Origin of the sequence: Pseudomonas sp. NPDC087598 (assembly GCF_044743525.1) — a bacterium.
GTDB lineage: Bacteria > Pseudomonadota > Gammaproteobacteria > Pseudomonadales > Pseudomonadaceae > Aquipseudomonas.
On the sequence record NZ_JBIUWQ010000079.1, the window covers coordinates 1 to 20985 of the forward strand.

Here is a 20985-nt window from a genome sequence, read left to right on the forward strand (position 1 = left end):
CCCACAACCCCACCCCCCCCCACCAACAACACCCCCCCCCCCCCCCCCCCACACCACCCCCCCCCCCCCCCACCCCCCCCACACAATATTATGTTCTGACAGGCGTTTTGCCCACGTATACGAAAAATTGACATTAAACTAGCACGACCAAAGACAACTTTACACCGTCTGTCTCATTGGCTTGCGCGAATATGTCGATTGGCCAGCAAGTCGAACCCGGTAAAAAAGTCCTACAACACCCAATTACCTTTCCGACACCACGCTGGCTCAGGCGTCCACCATCGCCATCGCCTCCTCGACATCCACGGCTACCAGTCGCGAACAACCCGGCTCATGCATCGTTACACCCATCAACTGCTCGGCCATTTCCATGGCGATCTTGTTGTGAGTGATGTAGATGAACTGCACGGTCTGCGACATCTCTTTGACCAAGCGTGCGTAGCGTCCAACGTTAGCGTCATCCAGTGGCGCGTCAACCTCATCGAGCATGCAGAACGGCGCCGGGTTCAATTTGAAGATGGCAAAAACCAGTGCCAGCGCGGTCAGGGCTTTTTCCCCGCCGGAGAGCAAATGGATGGTGCTGTTCTTCTTCCCTGGCGGCTGCGCCATGATCGTTACCCCTGTATCGAGTAGATCTTCGCCCGTCAGTTCCAAATACGCGCGCCCGCCACCGAAAACTTTTGGAAAAAGTGCCTGTAAACCGCCATTGATCTGATCAAAGGTATCTTTGAAACGGTTACGGGTTTCCTTGTCGATCTTGCGGATAACGTTTTCCAGGGTCTCCAGCGCTTCAACCAGATCGGCGTCCTGCGCATCCAGATAACGTTTACGCTCGGACTGTTGCGTGTATTCATCGATGGCCGCGAGGTTGATCGCGCCCAGGCGTTGAATCCGCGCATTGATCCTTTCGAGTTCTTCTTCGGCTTCGCGTTCACTGGCTTGTGCGGTCAACGTCGCGAGCACGCCATTGAGATCGTAGCCGTCTTCGAGCAATTGATCCTGCAAGGCCTTGCGGCGCACGGTCAGGGCCTGCCATTCCATACGCTGCTGCTCGAGTTGACCACGGATCAGCTGCGATTGCTGTTCAGCCTGGGTCCGGCGCTTTTCTGCGTCGCGCAGTTCGCGGTCGGCGTCTTCCAGAGCGATCTGCGCGGTCTTGAGTTCTTCGTCGACGGTCATGCGCTTGTCGAGCAGCTCTTCGAGTTTCAGGCGCAGCTCTTCCAGCGGTGCCTCGCCCTCCTCCAGATTCAGACTCAACTGTTCGCGCTTTTCGGTCAGACGCTCGGCCTGCATTTCCAGACGTTCCAGCGCTTGACGCGTGGAGTCGTGCTGGGCGCGCAACGAGCCGAGGCGCACGGCCAATTGGTGTGCGTGGTCCTTGTGCTGACGCGCTTCCTGACGCACGCGATCGAGGCGCTCGCGCAGACTGTCGCGCTGGGCCAGCAGCAATTCGCGCTGCTCGGTGTCCAGTGCCATCGCGTCGAGGGCTTCCTGCAATTGCATGCGCGCTTCACCGACTTGTTCGTGCTCGAGCTCGCGCTGTTCGCCAAGTTCGACCAGTTCTTCATCGAGACGCGTGCGGCGCAAAGTCAGTTGTTCGGCCTTGGCTTTGCCCGCAGACAATTGGGCTTTGAGTTCACCTTGCTGACGCGCTTCGTCTTGCAGCAAACGACGCAGATGCTCACGGCCGTTTTCCTGCTGACGCTGTTGCGCGCGCAAGGTTTGCAGACGGGTTTCCATCGCCTCGACCGTGGCTTCTTTCTCTTCGCGCTCAAGGTGTAGCGCTTCGATTTCCTGGCCACGGGCGAGCATGCCGCTTTCCGCTTCGCTGGCCCGACGTACTCGCAGAAAGTGTCGGCCAACCCAATAACCGTCGCGACTGATCAGGCTCTCGCTAGCGCTCAACTGCCCGCGCAAGGCCAGCGCCTGCTCCAGGCTGTCGACCGGTTTGACCTGGCCAAGCCACGGCGACAGATCGATCTGCGCATCGACTTTATCCAGCAAGCTGCCCGCCACCCGCACGCCATCGCTGGCCGGGCTGAGCAGGCGCAGATCGCCCTGAGTGAAACCGGACAAATCGAAACCGCTGAAGTCGTCGACCAGCACTGCTTGCAGGTCAGCGCCGAGCACGGTTTCAACCGCCAGCTCCCAACCCGCCTCGACCTTCAGACCCTCGGCCAGCCGCGGGCGCTCGGCGAGATTGTGCTCCTTTAGCCATTCGGCGGTGCCAGTGCCCGGATCGAGGGCAGCTTGCTGCAGAGCTTCAAGGGACGCCAGGCGACCATTGAGGCGCTGCAAATCACCCTGCGCCTGTTGCTGCGCGGTTAGCGCCTGCTGCAACTCCTGACGCAGTTGCTCAAGCTTTTCGACCTGAGCCTCTTCGCTGGTCTGCAAATCTTCAAGCGTCGCTTCCGATTCAGCGAGTTGCTCGTTGAGCTCCATGATCGCCGCGTCTTCAGGATCAGCCGAGAGCAGCGCGCGTTCTTCGCCGAGACGTTTCTGCCGATCGGCGAGACGCTCCATGCTGGTTTCCAGCTGCTGGATGCGCGACTGCTGCACTTCGGCCTGACGGCGCGGTTCGGCGGCGGTCAGGTTGAAGGTGTCCCACTGCTCCTGCCAGCCGTGCATGACGCTTTCGGAATCTTCCAGCGCAGCGGCGGCTTCTTCGGCGGCAGCGCTGGTGACTTCCTGCTCGGGGGTGAGCATGTCCAGCTCTTCGCCGAGGGTCAGCAGCAACGTGCGATCGTGGCCCAGGTGCGATTCGGTTTCCAGACGTGCGCGTTCGGCTTCTTTCAGATCATCCTGCAACTGCCGCAAACGTTGCTGACCGTGCTGGATGCTTTGCTCGACCCGAGCGATGTCGCCGCCGACCGAATAGAAGCGCCCTTGCACCAGATTGAAGCGCTCGGACAGATCATGGTGCCCGTCGCGCAGGCGTTCGATGGCCGCGTCAGCATTACGCTGCTCGGCAACCAAGGCTTCGAAACTGATTTCCTGGGTGCCGATGATCGACTCGCGCTGGCCGACCTGATCGTTGAGATCCTGCCAGCGCAGGGCCGACAGTTGCGCCTTGAGCTGACGTTCCTCGGCCTTGAATTCCTGATACTTCTTCGCCGCTTCAGCCTGACGGTGCAAGCGTTCGAGTTGACGCTCGAGTTCGTCGCGCAGGTCGGTCAGGCGGGCAAGGTTTTCGTGGGTGCGGCGGATACGGTTTTCAGTCTCGCGCCGACGCTCCTTGTACTTGGAAATGCCCGCGGCTTCTTCGATGAAATTACGCAGATCTTCAGGCTTGGACTCGATCAGTTTGGAGATCATCCCCTGCTCGATGATCGAGTAGCTGCGCGGGCCGAGGCCGGTGCCGAGGAAGATATCGGTGATGTCGCGACGACGGCATTTGGTGCCGTTGAGGTAATAAGTGGTCTGGCTGTCGCGGGTCACTTTGCGGCGAATGGAGATTTCCGCGTAGGCCGCGTATTCGCCCAGCAAGGTGCCGTCGGAGTTGTCGAAGACCAGTTCGATACTGGCCTGGCTCACCGGTTTGCGGCTGGTCGATCCGTTGAAGATGACGTCGGTCATCGACTCGCCACGGAGGTTCTTCGCCGAACTTTCGCCCATCACCCAGCGCACGGCGTCGATGATGTTCGACTTGCCGCAACCGTTCGGCCCGACGACCGCCGCCATGTTACTGGGGAAGTTCACCGTGGTCGGGTCGACGAAGGATTTGAATCCCGCCAGTTTGATGCACTTGAGCCGCACGCTTAGGCGACCGTCAGGGCAGACACCACCAGATCGCAGCTGCGCTGGGCATAAGCCGTCAGCACGATGCGGATCTGCGGCAAATCACGGGCGAGCACAGCGGCCAGCAGGCGTTCGAACAGTTCGAGGAATTCGCTCATTTCCGCCTTGCGCTGTTCGAGGGCGAGAAAATACGCGCGGCTCATGGCCGGTTGCAGGTTCTCCACGGTCTCTTGCAGGTACGGGTTGTTGGCGAACGGATACGCAGCGCGCATCACGCTGAAGCTGTCGTCGACAAAGCTGCGGATGTCCTGACGCTCGTAACTGGCGGTCAGGCGCTGCTGGATCTGCACGAACGGCGCCATGTCCGACTGGACTTGCCAGCCGTTGGCCACCGAATTGCCGAGCAGGATGTACAGCTCGCTCATCAGCGTGCACAGGCTCTGGACCTTGTGCGGCGTCAGTTCGGTGACATGCGCGCCACGGCGCGGCAGGATCGCGATCAGGTGGCGGCGTTCGAGGATCAGCAAGGCTTCGCGGACCGAGCCGCGGCTGACATTGAGTGCCAGCGTGACCTTCTGTTCCTGAATGCGCTCTCCCGGCTTCATTTCGCCACGAATGATGCGTTCGGCGAGGTGGTGAGCAATTTGCTCGGCGAGGCTGTCCGGCGCCTTGAACGTCATGGTTGTCCTTCAAACTCTTCGATCTGCACAAGCGGCGCAGTGTAGCGCAAATGCACGGTCATGGCGGAGTGCCCACTCGGCGGTTTTGGCACGAATCCCGCAAAAAAGCAGGGGATCCGCTGAGGGTCAATACTGAATAGACACGTTGTTGATCGACGAAACGCATTTTCCTGACCTTTAAGTCAGAAAACCATTGACCGAAAAGTCAGACCTGCTAAATTCGGTTCACGTCGGTTAACAACAATAATGAGTCTGCGAGGCCTTCCGTGATCCAGTTTTTACTTAACCAGGAACTCCGTAGCGAGCACGCCCTGGACCCGAATCTGACTGTGCTCAATTACCTGCGTGAACACGTCGGTAAATCCGGCACCAAAGAAGGTTGCGCCAGCGGCGACTGCGGCGCCTGCACCGTAGTGGTCGGCGAGTTGCAAACGGATGACGATGGTCGCGAACACATTCGCTATCGCAGCCTCAATTCGTGCCTGACGTTCGTTTCGTCGCTGCACGGCAAACAACTGATCAGCGTCGAAGACCTCAAGCACAAAGGCGAACTGCACAGCGTGCAGAAAGCCATGGTCGAGTGCCACGGCTCGCAGTGCGGTTTCTGCACCCCCGGTTTTGTCATGTCGCTGTTCGCCCTGCAAAAGAACAGCGATGCACCGGATCACGCCAAGGCTCACGAAGCGCTGGCCGGCAACCTCTGCCGCTGCACCGGCTATCGGCCGATTCTGGCGGCGGCCGAGCAATCATGCTGCGGCAAGCAACCGGACCAGTTCGACGCCCGTGAAGCGGAAACCATCGCTCGCCTCAAAGCCATCGCCCCGACTGATATCGGCGAACTGAACAGCGGCGACAAGCGCTGCCTGGTGCCGCTGACCGTCGCCGATCTGGCCGATCTTTACGATGCGTACCCACAAGCCCGCCTGCTGGCCGGTGGTACCGATCTGGCATTGGAAGTTACCCAGTTCCACCGCACCCTGCCAGTGATGATCTACGTTGGCAACGTCGCTGAAATGAAGCGCATCGATACTTTCGAAGACCGTATCGAAATCGGCGCTGCAACCGCCCTCTCCGACTGCTATGAAGCGTTGAACGCTGAGTATCCGGACTTCGGCGAACTGCTGCATCGCTTCGCCTCGCTGCAAATCCGCAATCAGGGCACCCTCGGCGGCAACATCGGCAACGCCTCGCCGATCGGTGACTCGCCACCGCTGCTGATCGCCCTCGGCGCACAGGTTGTGCTGTGCAAGGGCGAAACCCGGCGCACCCTGAACCTCGACGATTACTTCATCGACTACAAAGTCACTGCCCGCCAGGAAAGCGAGTTCATCGAAAAAATCATCGTGCCGCGCGCCACGGCCGAGCAACGCTTCCGCGTCTATAAGGTGTCAAAGCGTCTGGACGATGACATTTCCGCTGTCTGCGCCGCGTTCAACCTGCGCATTGAAAACTGCATGATCACCGATGCGCGCATGGCCTTTGGCGGCATGGCGGCGATTCCGAAACGCGCTGCACATTGTGAAGCCGCACTGATCGGTCAGCCGTTCAACAACGCCGTGATCGAGCGCGCCTGCGCTGCGCTCGCCGAAGACTTCACACCGCTCTCGGACTTCCGCGCCAGCAAGGAATATCGCCTGCTCAGCGCGCAGAACCTGCTGCGCAAATACTTCATCGAACTGCAAACACCGCACATCGAGACTCGGGTGACCGCTTATGTCTAACCATCACGGCGTAGAGAAAACTCAGGCTGAACTGGCTGAACTGTTCGCCAGGGATCTGACCACCGGTGTCGGCCGCAGCGTCAAGCACGACAGCGCCGCCAAGCATGTGTCCGGTGAAGCGCAGTACATCGATGATCGCCTGGAATTTCCGAACCAGTTGCACCTGTACGCACGCATGTCGGACCGTGCCCACGCGAAAATCGTCAGCATCGACACCAAGCCCTGCTACGCCTTCGAAGGCGTGCGCATCGCGATCACTCACGAAGACGTGCCGGGCCTGAAAGACATCGGCCCACTGATGCCCGGCGATCCGCTGCTGGCCATCGACGACGTGCAGTTCGTCGGTCAACCGGTGCTGGCCGTTGCCGCGAAAGATCTGGAAACCGCACGCAAGGCCGCCATGGCCGCGATCATCGAATACGAAGATCTCGAGCCGGTGCTCGACGTGGTCGAAGCGCTGCGCAAACGCCACTTCGTGCTCGACAGCCACACTCACCAGCGCGGCGATTCCGTGTCTGCGCTGGCGACGGCTGAACACCGCATTCAGGGCACGCTGCACATCGGCGGTCAGGAACACTTTTACCTGGAGACGCAAATCTCCTCGGTGATGCCGACCGAAGACGGCGGCATGATCGTCTACTGCTCGACGCAGAACCCGACCGAGGTACAGAAACTGGTCGCCGAAGTGCTCGACGTGTCGATGAACAAAATCGTCGTCGACATGCGCCGCATGGGCGGTGGGTTCGGCGGCAAGGAAACTCAGGCCGCCAGCCCGGCGTGCCTGTGCGCCGTGGTTGCGCACCTCACCGGTCAGCCGACCAAGATGCGCCTGCCGCGCGTCGAAGACATGCTGATGACCGGCAAGCGTCACCCGTTCTACGTTGAATACGACGTCGGCTTCGACAGCACCGGGCGCCTGCACGGGATCAACATGGATCTGGCCGGCAACTGCGGCTGCTCGCCGGACTTGTCCGCGTCGATCGTTGACCGCGCGATGTTCCACTCGGACAACTCGTACTACCTCGGCGACGCGACCATCCACGGTCACCGCTGCAAGACCAACACCGCGTCGAACACCGCTTACCGTGGTTTCGGTGGCCCGCAAGGCATGGTCGCGATCGAAGAAGTGATGGACGCGATTGCCCGTCACCTCAACCTCGATCCACTCGCCGTGCGCAAGGCCAACTACTACGGCAAGACCGAGCGCAACGTCACCCATTACTACCAGACCGTCGAGCACAACATGCTCGAAGAGATGACCGCCGAACTGGAAGAAAGCAGCCAGTATCACGAGCGTCGCGAAGCGATACGTCGCTACAACGCCAACAGCCCGATCCTGAAAAAAGGCCTGGCGCTGACCCCGGTGAAATTCGGTATTTCCTTTACCGCCAGCTTCCTCAACCAGGCCGGTGCGCTGATCCACATCTACACCGACGGCAGCATCCATCTGAACCATGGCGGCACGGAAATGGGTCAAGGCCTGAACACCAAAGTCGCGCAGGTCGTGGCCGAAGTGTTCCAGGTCGAAATCGACCGCGTGCAGATCACCGCGACCAACACCGACAAAGTGCCGAACACCTCGCCGACCGCTGCCTCCAGCGGTGCTGACTTGAACGGTAAAGCGGCGCAGAACGCGGCGGAAATCATCAAGAAACGCCTGATCGAATTTGCTGCGCGCCATTACAAGGTCAGCGAAGAAGACGTCGAATTCCACAACGGCCATGTGCGCGTGCGCGACCACATCCTGACCTTTGAAGCGCTGATCCAGCAGGCGTATTTCAATCAGGTGTCGCTGTCGAGCACCGGCTTCTACAAGACCCCGAAAATCTACTACGACCGCAGCCAGGCCCGTGGTCGTCCGTTCTACTACTTCGCCTTCGGCGCGGCGTGCTGCGAAGTGATCGTCGACACGTTGACCGGCGAGTACAAGATGCTCCGTACCGACATCCTTCACGACGTTGGCGCTTCGCTGAACCCGTCCATCGACATCGGTCAGGTCGAGGGCGGTTTCATCCAGGGCATGGGCTGGCTGACCATGGAAGAGCTGGTCTGGAACAACAAAGGCAAGCTGATGACCAACGGCCCGGCCAGCTACAAGATCCCGGCTGTGGCGGACATGCCGCTCGACCTGCGGGTGAAGCTGGTGGAAAACCGCAAGAACCCGGAAGACACGGTGTTCCATTCCAAGGCTGTCGGTGAGCCGCCGTTCATGCTCGGGATTGCTTCTTGGTGCGCGATCAAGGACGCGGTGGCGAGCCTTGGGGACTACAAGCATCAGCCGCAGATCGATGCACCGGCGACGCCGGAGCGGGTGTTGTGGGGTTGCGAGCAGATGCGCCAGCTCAAGACCGTGAAAGCGGTCGAGGCTGAGACCGAGCTGGCTCCGCTCTAAAGACCGAGGCGCGGCCAATCGCTGGCAAGCCAGCTCCCACAGGGTTTTGTGGTGTTGACCCGATATGCGTTACACCGCAAATCCTGTGGGAGCTGGCTTGCCAGCGATGAGGCCCGAACAGACAACGATGTTGTAGGGGTGAACTATGTACAACTGGATCGACGCCCTCGCCGACCTGCAGAACCAGGGCGAACCCTGCGTTCTGGTGACGATCATCGAAGAACTCGGCTCGACGCCACGCAACGCCGGCTCGAAAATGGTCGTCAGCGCCCGCCAGACGTTCGACACCATCGGTGGCGGGCATCTGGAATACAAAGCCATGCAGATCGCCCGCGACATGCTCGCCAGCGGTAAGCAGGACACCCATCTGGAGCGCTTCAGCCTCGGCGCCAGCCTCGGCCAGTGCTGCGGAGGCGCCACCGTGTTGCTGTTCGAACCGATGGGCCAGGTGCAGGCGCAGATCGCCGTATTCGGTGCCGGCCATGTCGGCCGCGCCTTGGTGCCGCTGCTCGCCGGCCTGCCCTGCCGGGTACGCTGGATCGATTCGCGGGAAGAGGAATTCCCCGAACAGATTCCTCACGGCGTGCGTAAAATCGTCGCCGAAGAGCCTGTGGATGAAATCGATGACCTGCCCGTCGGCAGCTACTGCATCGTCATGACCCACAATCATCAGCTTGATCTGGAGCTGACCGCCGCCATCCTCAAGCGCAACGACTTCACCTGGTTTGGCCTGATCGGCTCGAAGACCAAACGCGCCAAATTCGAACACCGTTTGCGTGATCGCGGTTTCGACGCCAGCGTCGTGCAACGCATGCGCTGCCCGATGGGCATCAGCGAAGTCAAAGGCAAATTGCCTGTGGAAATCGCCATCTCCATCGCCGGCGAAATCATCGCCACTTACAACGCCAATTTCGGCCAGCACACCGCCAGCGCCGAACCGATTGCCAAACTGCTGCCCGTTTCGCGCCGCAGTGAAGCCGCCAAACTCAAAGCCTCAAATTGATTAGAGAACCCTCATGCCTCTGACTCGCAAAGCCTACCGCGCCGCCATCCTGCACAGCATTGCCGACCCTGCCGAAGTGGGGATCGAAGCCTCCTACGAATATTTCGAGGACGGCCTGCTGGTGGTCGATGACGGCAAGATCAGTGCCCTTGGCCACGCCAGCGAACTGCTGCCAACCCTGCCGGCGGATATCGAGATCAATCACTATCAAGACGCGCTGATCACCCCGGGCTTCATCGACACGCACATTCACCTGCCGCAAACCGGCATGGTCGGCGCCTATGGCGAGCAACTGCTCGACTGGCTGAACACCTACACCTTCCCGTGCGAAAGCCAGTTCGGTGACAAGAAGCACGCCGACGATGTCGCGGATATTTTCATCAAGGAACTGCTGCGCAACGGCACCACCACCGCGCTGGTGTTCGGCAGCGTGCACCCGCAATCGGTGAACTCGTTCTTTGAGGCGGCCGAGAAGCTCGACCTGCGGATGATCGCCGGCAAGGTGATGATGGATCGCAACGCGCCGGACTACCTGACCGACACCGCCGAATCCAGCTACGTCGAGAGCAAAGCACTGATCGAGCGCTGGCACGGCAAGGGTCGCTTGCACTATGCGGTCACGCCACGTTTCGCACCGACCAGCACCCCGGAACAACTGACCCTCGCCGGGCAACTGCTGACGGAATACCCGGATCTGTACATGCAGACCCACATCAGCGAAAACCTCAAGGAAATCGAGTGGGTCAAGGAGCTGTTCCCGGAGCGCAAGGGCTACCTCGACGTTTACGACCACTACAAGTTGCTCGGCGAGCGTTCGGTATTCGCCCACGGCGTGCACCTGTGCGATGACGAATGTGCGCGGTTGGCGGAGACCGGGTCAGCGATTTCGTTCTGCCCGACGTCGAACTTCTTCCTCGGCAGCGGCTTGTTCAATCTGCCGATGGCCGAGAAGCACAAGGTCAATGTCGGTCTGGGTACTGACGTCGGTGGCGGCACCAGTTTCTCGCTGCTGCAGACGCTGAACGAAGCGTACAAAGTGATGCAGTTGCAGGGTGCGCGCCTGAGTCCGTTCAAGTCGCTCTATCTGGCGACGCTGGGCGGTGCGCGGGCGCTGCGTCTGGAAGAAAAGATCGGCAACCTGCAACCGGGTTCGGATGCCGACTTCCTGGTGCTGGATTACAACGCCACGCCGCTGCTGAGCTATCGCCTGAAACAGGCCAACAACATTGCCGAGACGTTGTTTGTGTTGATGACGCTGGGCGATGACCGCACGGTGCAGCAGACTTATGCGGCGGGTGCGTTGGTGCATCAGCGCTAAGACTTCAGGCATAAAAAAATCCCCCGGAGGTGTTCACCCCGGGGGATTTTTATTGCCTGTCAGATCGCCTTCGCGAGCAGGCTCGCTCCCACAGGGAGAATGCATTTCAAATGTGGGAGCGAGCCTGCTCGCGAATGCCGCGACTCGGTATCCGCTTAGAGCTTGGCCGCAGGGCGCCCCGGCTTCTTGGTCTGCAACAAATGCGAGAACACCGCATGCAGATCATCCGAAGCACCTTCCTCATCGAGGTTGAGTTTGCTGTCGATGTGATCCATGTGATGCATCATCAGGTCCACCGCCAGTTCACCGTTGCGCGCTTCGATCGCGTCGATCAACTGGGTGTGCTCGTCATAGGAACAATGCGAACGGTTGCCGCTTTCATACTGGGCGATGATCAGCGAAGTCTGCGAAACCAGGCTGCGCTGGAAGCTGATCAGCGGGGCGTTTTTCGCCGCTTCGGCAAGTTTCAGGTGAAACTCACCCGACAGGCGAATGCCGGCGCCACGATCACCGCGCGAGAAACTGTCGCGCTCATCGTTGACCATCTGACGCAGTTCGGCGATCTGTTCGGCGGTGGCGTGCAGCACGGCCAGTTCAGTGATCGCGCGCTCGACCAGACGGCGGGCCATGAACACCTGACGCGCTTCTTCAACGCTCGGGCTGGCGACGACGGCGCCACGGTTCGGCCGCAACAGCACGACGCCTTCATGGGCCAGACGCGACAGGGCGCGGCGAATGATAGTGCGGCTGACCCCGAAAATTTCCCCCAGCGCTTCTTCGCTCAACTTGGTGCCGGGCGCCAGACGCTGTTCGAGGATGGCCTCGAAGATATGCGCGTAGACAATATCGTCCTGGGTTCCGCTGCGGCCGGCTTTGCCTGCTCGCGGTTGTTTCTTGAGGGGTTGCAACTGTTCGTTCATGGGCACTCGAGTCGGGAGAACTGCGGCGAATAGACCGTGACTGTAATACGGCACAGTAGGTCGCTGGCAAGTATCGCGTAAAAAACAGCGCGATTGTACACAATGGATGGTGGCAACACGACTGTATGGCTGTTTGTGACCACGGCTGTATTGCAACGATCCGTTACGATTGAGTTTAGGCTTGAAATACAAAATCGCTTTCAGCTGAACCTTTGTGGCGAGGGAGCTTGCTCCCGCTCGGCTGCGCAGCAGTCGTGTATGCAGTCGATATAATCTAGCTGGCGCACTGAGGCGCATGCTTTGGGGGCCGCTTTGCAGCCCAGCGGGAGCAAGCTCCCTCGCCACAGGTGGGTGACAGACACAAATATTTCGTTGGATTCATTGCTTCTATAAAAAGGAACACCGCCGTCATGAACGACGCCACGCACACTCAACTGCGTCCCTTTTCCGACACATCGCCGTCGGCCATCGTCGCCGGTTTCATTGCGATGATGACCGGCTACACCAGTTCACTGGTGCTGATGTTCCAGGCCGGGCAAGCGGCGGGCCTGACCAGCGGGCAGATTTCCTCGTGGATCTGGGCGATTTCGATCGGCATGGCGGTGTGTTCCATCGGCCTGTCGCTGCGCTATCGCACGCCCATCACCATCGCCTGGTCGACGCCCGGCGCGGCACTGCTCATCACCAGCCTAGGCGGCGTCAGCTACGGCGAAGCCATCGGTGCCTACATTACCTGCGCCGTACTAGTGACGATCTGCGGGCTGACCGGCAGTTTCGAACGCTTGGTGAAGAAGATCCCGGCATCGCTGGCAGCGGCCTTGCTGGCGGGGATTCTGTTCAAGATCGGCAGTGAAATCTTCGTCGCCGCGCAACACCGCACCGGGCTGGTGCTGGGGATGTTTTTCACTTATCTGCTGGTAAAACGCCTGTCGCCGCGTTATGCCGTGCTTGCGGCACTGCTGATCGGCACCGCGCTGTCGGGCTTCATGGGCCTGCTGGATTTCAGTGGTTTCCATCTGGAAGTGGCGACACCGGTGTGGACCACTCCGCACTTCTCGCTGGCGGCGACCATCAGCATCGGCATTCCGCTGTTCGTGGTGGCGATGACTTCGCAGAACATGCCCGGCATCGCCGTACTGCGCGCCGATGGTTACAACGTCCCGGCTTCGCCGCTGATCACCACCACCGGCATCGCCTCGTTGTTGCTGGCGCCGTTCGGCTCCCACGGGATCAACCTCGCGGCGATCAGCGCCGCCATCTGCACCGGGCCGCACGCCCATGAAGATCGCAACAAACGCTACACCGCAGCGGTGTGGTGCGGGATTTTCTACGGAATTGCCGGGGTGTTCGGCGCCACATTGGCGGCGTTGTTTGCTGCGTTGCCGAAGGAACTGGTGCTGTCGATTGCCGCGCTGGCGCTGTTTGGCTCGATCATCAATGGCTTGAGCATTGCCATGACCGAAGTGAAGGAGCGCGAAGCGGCGCTAATTACCTTTATGGTGACGGCTTCGGGCTTGACGCTGTTTTCGATTGGTTCGGCGTTCTGGGGGATTGTCGCGGGGGTTTTGACGCTGCTGATTCTGAACTGGCGTAAAGCGCAGGCATAAAAAAACGGCGACCCTCAGGTCGCCGTTTTTTCAGTATCACTTAGCCGCGTTGATCGGCTTTTCCGGATACCAAACGTCCAGCAGCGGGCTGATTTCAGCCTTGGTCAGCTCGGAACGGTTTTTCAGCCAGGCTTCAACGGCAGCGCGCTGCTCTTCGTTGACCGAGCCACGCTTCTGCAGGCAAACCAGACCGAAGTCGTCGCCGCCAACATAACCCAGACCATTGGCTTCCATGGCTTCTTTGATGAAGGCTTCGAGGAAAGCGTCAATGGCTTCTTCGGACAAGTCTTCTTTGAAGTCCAGGTTCAGCTCGAAACCCAGCTCTTGAAATTCATCAACGCACAGTTTTTTGCGCAGACGCTGGGAACGGTTAGTCGCCATTGGAACAATCCTCTTAAGTAATAACGGCCGGCACTTTACCAGTTTAAGCGGTCGATTGCCCGCCTCTCTGGCCCCTGAAGCAGACCGCCTGTAAAAAAATAACGTATTGGCCGGCCCGGACAAGGCACAAGCTGTAACACCTTGGGGCATAATGCCGACACTTTCATGACCGCTGAGGGCTTTTTCATCCATGTCCTCGTTATTTTCCCCTCGACTGTAGGGTTTTATTTCATATGATCAAATCGTTGCGTCCTCTGCTTCTCGCCGGCCTTCTTCTGCCGCTGGCCCTGCCTGTTTCTGCTGCCACCATCAATACATCCCTGACCCCCAACGTCGAAAAAGCCCTCAAGGCGAGCAAATTACAGCCCAGCGCCCTGTCGCTGGTGATGGTGCCGCTGGACGGCCCGGGCACGCCGACCGTGTTCAACGCCGACGTGTCGGTCAACCCGGCGTCGACCATGAAACTGGTCACCACCTACGCGGCGCTGGAGATGCTCGGCCCCAACCACCAGTGGAAAACCGAGTTCTACACCGATGGCGACTTGAGCGGCGGCATTCTCAACGGCAACCTCTACCTTAAGGGTGGCGGTGATCCAAAGCTGAACATGGAAAAACTCTGGCTGCTGATGCGCGACCTGCGCGCCAACGGCGTGACCCAGATCACCGGCGATCTGGTGCTGGACCGCAACTTCTTCGTGCAACCGCAACTGCCCGAGTTCAACGATGACGGCAATGACGAGAACAAACCGTTTCTGGTCAAACCGGACGCGTTGCTGGTCAACCTCAAGGCCCTGCGTTTTGTTGCCCGCAATGACGGCGGCCGCGTACTGATCTCGGTAGAGCCGCCGATTGCCAGCATCCACATCGAAAACACCGTCAAGGCCGTCAACTCCAAGCAATGCGCCGGCGGTGTGCGCTACAACCCGGTGCCGCAGGCCGATGGCAGCGTGACCGTGACAGTTGCCGGTCAGTTGGGCGACGGTTGCAGCTCGCAGACCTACCTGTCGCTGCTCGACCACGCGACCTACACCGCTGGCGCCGTGCGGGCGATCTGGAAAGAACTGGGTGGCAGCATCCAGGGCAAGGATCGTCTCGCCTCGACGCCGAATAACGCCAAACTGCTGGCCCGCGCCTACTCGCCGGATCTGGCCGAGATCATTCGCGACATCAATAAATACAGTAACAACACCATGGCCCAGCAGTTGTTCCTGAGCCTCGGTCAGAAATTCCGTAACGACGCCGACGGTGACGACGCCAAGGCAGCCCAACGCGTGGTGCGTCAGTGGCTGGCAAGAAAAGGCATTACCGCGCCGCATCTGGTGATGGAGAATGGCTCCGGCCTGTCCCGTGCCGAACGCGTCAGCGCCCGTGAGATGGCCAGCATGCTGCAAGCCGCCTGGCACAGCCCGTACGCCGCCGAATACATTAGCTCGCTGCCGATTGCCGGCACCGACGGCACCATGCGTAAACGCCTGAAGACCACGGCCATGCGCGGCGAAGCCCACGTCAAGACCGGCACCCTGAACACCGTGCGCGCGATTGCCGGCTTCAGCCGCGACGTCAACGGCAATACCTGGGCGGTGGTGGCGATCCTCAATGACAAGGCGCCGTTTGGTGCGTCGTCGGTGCTGGATCAGGTGCTGCTGGATCTCTATAAACAGCCGAAGACAGCACAAACCGCCTCAGTCCTGTAACGCGGTTCAAGCAACCCCACAAAACCCTGTGGGAGCGAGCCTGCTCGCGAAGGCGGAGTATCAGTCAGCACATTTATTGACTGACCTGACGCCTTCGCGAGCAGGCTCGCTCCCACATTGGGTTAGCGTCGCGGTTTAGCTCATCTGCTCAACCCGATCCCGCCCGCCCTGTTTGGCCGCGTACACGCCCGAATCCGCGCGCAGCAGCAGTGAATCCGCACCCTCCCCCGGTCGCCAACTGGCGATGCCGAAACTCGCAGTGACCACGCCGACCACGTCCACCGGCGCACCGCGCAACCCTTGCCACAATTCCACCGCCAGCATGTGCGCATGCTCGCCGTCGATGTCCGGGCACAGCACCATGAATTCCTCGCCGCCCAGACGACAGAACACATCGGTACGCCGCAGACGATGGCCAATGCGCTCGCACACGGCTTGCAGCACCCGGTCGCCCACGGCATGGCCGTACTGGTCGTTGATGCGTTTGAAGTGGTCGATGTCGAGCATGATCACCGACAACTCACCGCCACCGCGCTCGACCCGGGCCATTTCCGTGGTCAGGCGCTCCTGAAAGTAGCGACGGTTATGAATTCCGGTCAGCGAATCGGTGACTGACAGCGCGCGAAGTTCTTCCTCGACGCGCTTCAGATCGGAAATATCCGAAATATAGCCATGCCAGAGCACACCGCCGCCAGGCAGCTCCTCCGGCGTCGCCTCGCCGCGCACCCAACGCAGACCGCGTTCGGGCAATTGCACGCGGTACTCCTCGCGCCACGGACTGAGATTGTCAGCCGACGCGCGGATCGAGGTGCGCACGCGGGTGATGTCCTGCGGATGAATACGGGTAAAGATCGCTTCGGCGTTGAGCAACAGCACGTCCGGCTCCAGCTCGTAGATCTCGCGGATGCCGTCGCTGGCGTAGATCACGCTGAAGCGCCCGTCGAATTCCATTTTGAACTGGTAGATGCCGCCGGGCACGTGAGCGCTGAGTTTCTTCAGCAGCACATCCCGCGCCGCCAAGGCCTCGTGGACGCGCTTGCGCTCGGTGATGTCGATGCAAATCGCCAGATGCCCGACCCACAGGCCCTGCTCATCAAGGACCGGGGTGGCGAGCATGTTCACCGGCAGATGGCTGCCATCACTGCGCACCAGCGTCCACTCGCGAGCCTCGTGACCGCCGACCTCACCGCCCTCGACCAGCATTGCGTGGCAGGTCGGAATACTCTTGCCGTAGCGCGCACTCAACTCTGCGGAGCGTGCCGTCAACTCCCGTGGCAAGTGCAGATTTTCCAGGGTCATGTGGCCAACGACATCGGCGCTGCTGTAGCCGAGCATCTGTTCGGCGCCGGGGTTGAAAGTATTGATTACCCCACGCAAATCAGTGGCGATGATCGCGACTTGAGTCGCGGCATTCAGCACCCCGCGCAATTGACCGTGGGTACCGCGCAATTCCTGCTCACGCTCGTGCAGCTCCTGCGTACGCAACTCGACCAGGCGCAAGGCGCGCTGGCGTTGGCTAACCAGCACATAGAGCAACGCACTGAGCAGCAGACTCAGCAAGCCGCCGAGAATGATCACGCTGCCGACCGACGAGTGATTGGCTTGCATGAAGGCTTCGCTGGGCGCGATATCAACCTGATAGTCGTGATCGGCCATGCGCACCAGCCGCGTCGTCGCCAGTTCACTCAGCGCTGGCTCGTTGGTGGATTCGAACAGGACCTCGTGCTGATCATTGGTCGACAAATCGAGAATGCGCACTGACAAGTAGTCATGAAACGCATCCGGCAAGCCATCGGCCAGCAACTGACGCATGCTGATCACCGCCATCACGTAACCGAACGGCTTCTGCTGGCCAGCCCGCATCACCGGTGCAACCAATAGCACCCCACGTGCGTAGGACGGCTCGATACTCACCAGATGCATCGGTTGCGACACCGCCAGACCACCAAGCTTGTCAGCGCGCTGAAGCGTGTCCCGACGCAGCGGCTGAGCCAGCAAGTCGTAGCCCAAAGGCGAGCCGAGGCGACTTTGCGTCTGGCTGAACAACACGGGAACGTATTCATCACGCATGCCGGCCAGTTGCAGCTCGCCCTGCGCATTGAGCTCACGAATGGTAAAGGTGCTCAGCCCCTCCTCGCGCACGCGTTGCTCAAAAGCGGCGCGCTCGGCAGCACTGACCCGCAGCGCAAACGAATAGGCCTGGGTGCGCAGCAATAAAGGTTGGGTGTAACCGTCGAATTCGGCGCGGGACACCGATTCGGAGTTGGCGAAGAAACGACGCAGACCGTCGAGGCGTTGCTCCTGATCCTGAAAACGTTCTTCGATGCGGCTGTAGCGTTCATTGGCCAGCAGTTGAAAACGCTGACGCAATTGTTGCTGAAACTGATTGAGGGTGGCCCAGGCGAGCAGCCCCGTGAGAATCCCGCCGGCGAGCAATACCAGCATCGCGACCAGCCAGGCCGAGACTTCTTCGCTGATAAAACCCAGGATCTTCGGGCGCACGGGGTGCAACGACATAAGGGCAACTCACCACAGCAACATTTCGGGGATACCCCCATTGGCCATGAGTGAGTTATAGCTATTAGCCATTAATTTGGCTAGCGCTGATCGGATCCAAGAGCCTTTAAAAATCAAGGCTCTGTGGATCCAACCCGAACAAGTGTCAACGAGCCGTGATTTTCCAGGCGCGGTGAATCTTGGTGTTGCGCGCGAAATCCGGATCAATGGTCTGCGCGCTGATTTCCTCGACCGCATAACGCTCGGCGAGGTTCTCTTCCAACTGGAACTTGCGGAAGTTGTTGGAGAAGTACAGCACCCCACCGGCTGCCAGACGGGCCATGGCCAGGTCGATCAACTGCACCTGATCACGCTGCACGTCGAAGATGCCTTCCATGCGCTTGGAGTTCGAAAAGGTCGGCGGATCGATGAAGATCAGGTCGTACTCGTCACGACTGCTCTCCAGCCACGCCATCACGTCGCCCTGCTCCAGACGGTTCTTGTCGGAGAAACCGTTCAGCGACAAGTTACGACGGGCCCAATCAAGGTAGGTTTTCGACAGGTCGACGCTGGTGGTGCTGCGCGCGCCGCCCTTGGCCGCGTGCACACTGGCCGTCGCGGTATAGCAGAACAGATTGAGGAAGCGTTTGCCCGCCGCCTCTTTCTGAATGCGCATGCGCATCGGACGGTGGTCGAGGAACAGACCGGTGTCGAGATAGTCGGTGAGGTTGACCAGCAGTTTCACGCCGCCCTCGCTGACTTCGTTGAACTTGCCTTGCGCGGCCTGACGCTCGTACTGCTTGGTGCCGCTCTGGCGCTCACGACGCTTGACCACCACGCGGCTCTTGTCGACGTTCAACGCCTGGGGAATGGCCGCCAGTGCGTCAAACATGCGTGCCGAGGCTTTTTCCGGGTCGATGGACTTCGGCGCGGCGTATTCCTGGACGTGCACCCAATCGTGGTACAGGTCGATCGCCATGGCGTATTCCGGCATGTCGGCATCGTAGACGCGGTAGCAATCGATGCCTTCGCGCTTGACCCACTTGCCCATAGCCTTGAGGTTCTTTTGCAGACGGTTGGCAAACATCTGCCCGCCTTCGCTCAAGCGCGGCTGCTCGATCACTGGTGCCGGGGCTGGCGTCGGTTTGATCGGGTTGCCGTTCTTGTTGAACTTGCGCTCTTGCGGCTCGTCCGGAGTCTGATCGTAAGCCGCTTGCTCACGCTCGGCCTGACGCTGCTCCGGAGTACGACGCTCGCCGGTGACGAACTGATCCGGCAGCACTTTGATCAACAGCAGCTTGCACGGCAGTGCGCCGTTCCAGAACGAATACTGTTTGTGGCTGCGGATACCCATGCGCTTGCCCAGATCCGGCGCGCCAGTGAATACCGCCGCCTCCCAGTTCAGGCAGGCCTGACGCAGGCGCTCACCAAGGTTCTGGTAGAGGTACAACAGGCTGGCTTCATCACCCAGACGCTCGCCGTACGGAGGGTTGCAGATCACCAGACCTTTCTGGTTCTGGTCCGGACGCGGCTCGAACGTTGCGACTTCACCCTGGTAGATCTTGATCCACTCGCTCAGGCCGGCACGTTCAACGTTGTTGCGGCCCGGCTGAATCAGACGAGGGTCAGCTTCGTAACCACGAATCCACAGCGGCGGCTTGGCCAGACCTGCAGCGGCGCGCTGGGAAGCCTCTTCGTGGAGTTTCTTCCACAGGGCCGGTACGTGACCGAGCCATGCGGTGAAACCCCACTGCTCGCGACGCAGGTTCGGCGCCATGTCGGCGGCAATCATGCCGGCCTCGACGAGGAACGTACCTACACCGCACATCGGGTCAGCCAGCGCGCCGCCTTCGGCAGCAATACGCGGCCAGCCGGAACGGATCAGAATCGCTGCCGCGAGGTTTTCCTTCAGCGGCGCAGCGCCCTGCTGCAAGCGATAGCCGCGCTGGTGCAGGCTGTGGCCGGAGAGGTCGAGGGAGAGAATCGCTTCGCCACGATCCAGACGCAGGTGAATGCGCAAGTCTGGATTCAGCTTGTCGATGGACGGACGATCACCCTGCGGGGTGCGCAACTTGTCGACGATGGCGTCTTTGACTTTCAAGGCGCCAAAGTGGGTGTTGTCGATGCCCGAGCCGTGGCCGCTGAATTCGACGGCCAGAGTGCCATCGCTGAGCATGTGGTCTTGCCACTCGACGTCGAGTACGCCGTGGTACAGGTCTTCGGCGTCCTTCATCGGGAAACGCTTGAGCACCAGCAACACACGGTTGGCCAGACGCGACCACAAGCACAGGCGATAAGCGGTTTCCATGGTCGCCATGCCACGCACGGCGGAGGTGTGCTCGCGGGCTTCTTCAAGGCCAAGCCCGACGGCTTCCTCGATGAGCAGGCCTTCAAGGCCTTTGGGGCAAGTGAGGAAGAGTTCGAAACGGTCGGACATGGTTTTTCCAGAGCCTTTGGCTAGTGAAACGGCAACGCATTGCCGATCCGGTTTTCAATCAGGCGCTTTTCTACAAGAACGCCCGCGTGGCACGAAGGTGTGCCATTCCATCCCCGCTGCTCGGGTTAAAAGAGCTTAGATGCAAGGACAGAGAAAAAAGTTGGTGCAACAAAAAGACTTAAATCGACCCTTCGTCGAATAGTACCTGACCCTAAACGTGGGTCATTCTCACTAAAGAATTAAGCCCATCATCCAGCGCGGGGCCGATCATACCGGGGTTTGCTGAAAAAACATTCATGAAACCCTCAGTTACTTATGGCTGTAGCACTATTTTCGTTACGTCCTTATGACAAAACGATCATTCCCTCGGTGTGACTCATTGGTTAGAACTGAACACAGGTTGACGTCGCAACGGCGTCAACACCTTGGCTCGCCACGCCGGCAGCGAGCCGCCCCACGGCAGAGTTTTTCTGCCAGACCTCGGTTGAGGTCAACGCGACACAAACAGTCAACAAGTGAGGGAAACACCCTATGAGAAGACTTAAGCGTGATCCGTTGGAAAGAGCATTTTTGCGCGGATATCAATATGGCGTTGGTG

12 protein-coding genes and 1 pseudogene are annotated in these 20985 nt (G+C 59.9%); 7 read left to right on the forward strand and 6 right to left on the reverse strand.

Annotated features, from left to right (window positions below):
• Positions 1-267: 267 nt before the first annotated feature.
• On the reverse strand, positions 268-3756 hold the full coding sequence (gene smc / locus ACIOWE_RS27515) for a chromosome segregation protein SMC (RefSeq protein WP_401397976.1): 3489 nt from the start codon (positions 3754-3756) through the stop codon (positions 268-270).
• A 2-nt stretch (positions 3757-3758) separates the two neighbouring features.
• Positions 3759-4418, reverse strand: a complete 660-nt coding sequence (locus tag ACIOWE_RS27520) for a GntR family transcriptional regulator (protein WP_103303891.1) — start codon at positions 4416-4418, stop codon at positions 3759-3761.
• 266 nt (positions 4419-4684) lie between these two features.
• Between ACIOWE_RS27520 and xdhA the strand changes: the two genes are divergently transcribed.
• The 4 genes from xdhA (at position 4685) to guaD (ending at position 10852) form a co-directional block, all read left to right on the forward strand.
• Entirely contained in the window at positions 4685-6139 is a 1455-nt protein-coding gene (gene xdhA, locus ACIOWE_RS27525) for a xanthine dehydrogenase small subunit (protein ID WP_401397978.1), read from the forward strand.
• Complete coding sequence (gene xdhB, locus ACIOWE_RS27530) at positions 6132-8531, forward strand: xanthine dehydrogenase molybdopterin binding subunit (protein ID WP_401397980.1); 2400 nt, start codon at positions 6132-6134, stop codon at positions 8529-8531. The genes xdhA and xdhB overlap by 8 nt, the downstream gene beginning before the upstream one ends.
• Before the next feature lie 145 nt (positions 8532-8676).
• Positions 8677-9534, forward strand: coding sequence for a xanthine dehydrogenase accessory protein XdhC (gene xdhC / locus ACIOWE_RS27535; protein ID WP_401397982.1), 858 nt, complete (start codon positions 8677-8679; stop codon positions 9532-9534).
• A 13-nt stretch (positions 9535-9547) separates the two neighbouring features.
• The gene (gene guaD / locus ACIOWE_RS27540) at positions 9548-10852 is read left to right on the forward strand and encodes a guanine deaminase (protein WP_401397984.1); all 1305 of its coding nucleotides are present in this window, start codon (positions 9548-9550) and stop codon (positions 10850-10852) included.
• Positions 10853-11007: 155 nt separating this feature from the next.
• On the opposite strand, the gene ACIOWE_RS27545 is transcribed toward guaD, so the two are convergent.
• Complete coding sequence (locus ACIOWE_RS27545) at positions 11008-11772, reverse strand: GntR family transcriptional regulator (RefSeq protein WP_401397986.1); 765 nt, start codon at positions 11770-11772, stop codon at positions 11008-11010.
• Positions 11773-12182: 410 nt separating this feature from the next.
• Here ACIOWE_RS27545 and ACIOWE_RS27550 point away from each other — a divergent pair, with 410 nt between their 5' ends.
• Positions 12183-13379, forward strand: coding sequence for a benzoate/H(+) symporter BenE family transporter (locus ACIOWE_RS27550; RefSeq protein WP_401397988.1), 1197 nt, complete (start codon positions 12183-12185; stop codon positions 13377-13379).
• Between the two features lie 36 nt (positions 13380-13415).
• On the opposite strand, the gene ACIOWE_RS27555 is transcribed toward ACIOWE_RS27550, so the two are convergent.
• Complete coding sequence (locus ACIOWE_RS27555; RefSeq protein ID WP_095189455.1) at positions 13416-13760, reverse strand: YggL family protein; 345 nt, start codon at positions 13758-13760, stop codon at positions 13416-13418.
• 233 nt (positions 13761-13993) lie between these two features.
• Here ACIOWE_RS27555 and dacB point away from each other — a divergent pair, with 233 nt between their 5' ends.
• On the forward strand, positions 13994-15454 hold the full coding sequence (gene dacB, locus ACIOWE_RS27560; RefSeq protein WP_401397990.1) for a D-alanyl-D-alanine carboxypeptidase/D-alanyl-D-alanine-endopeptidase: 1461 nt from the start codon (positions 13994-13996) through the stop codon (positions 15452-15454).
• A 135-nt stretch (positions 15455-15589) separates the two neighbouring features.
• Here the strand turns inward: dacB and ACIOWE_RS27565 are convergent, their stop codons facing one another.
• Both ACIOWE_RS27565 and rlmKL read right to left on the reverse strand, forming a co-directional pair.
• Complete coding sequence (locus ACIOWE_RS27565; protein ID WP_401397992.1) at positions 15590-17971, reverse strand: diguanylate cyclase; 2382 nt, start codon at positions 17969-17971, stop codon at positions 15590-15592.
• A 145-nt stretch (positions 17972-18116) separates the two neighbouring features.
• Entirely contained in the window at positions 18117-20387 is a 2271-nt protein-coding gene (rlmKL, locus tag ACIOWE_RS27570; RefSeq protein WP_401397994.1) for a bifunctional 23S rRNA (guanine(2069)-N(7))-methyltransferase RlmK/23S rRNA (guanine(2445)-N(2))-methyltransferase RlmL, read from the reverse strand.
• A gap of 531 nt (positions 20388-20918) precedes the next feature.
• On the opposite strand from rlmKL, the pseudogene ACIOWE_RS27575 reads away from it, so the two are divergent.
• Positions 20919-20985 (forward strand): annotated as a pseudogene (locus ACIOWE_RS27575) (ribosome modulation factor); the annotation flags it as partial.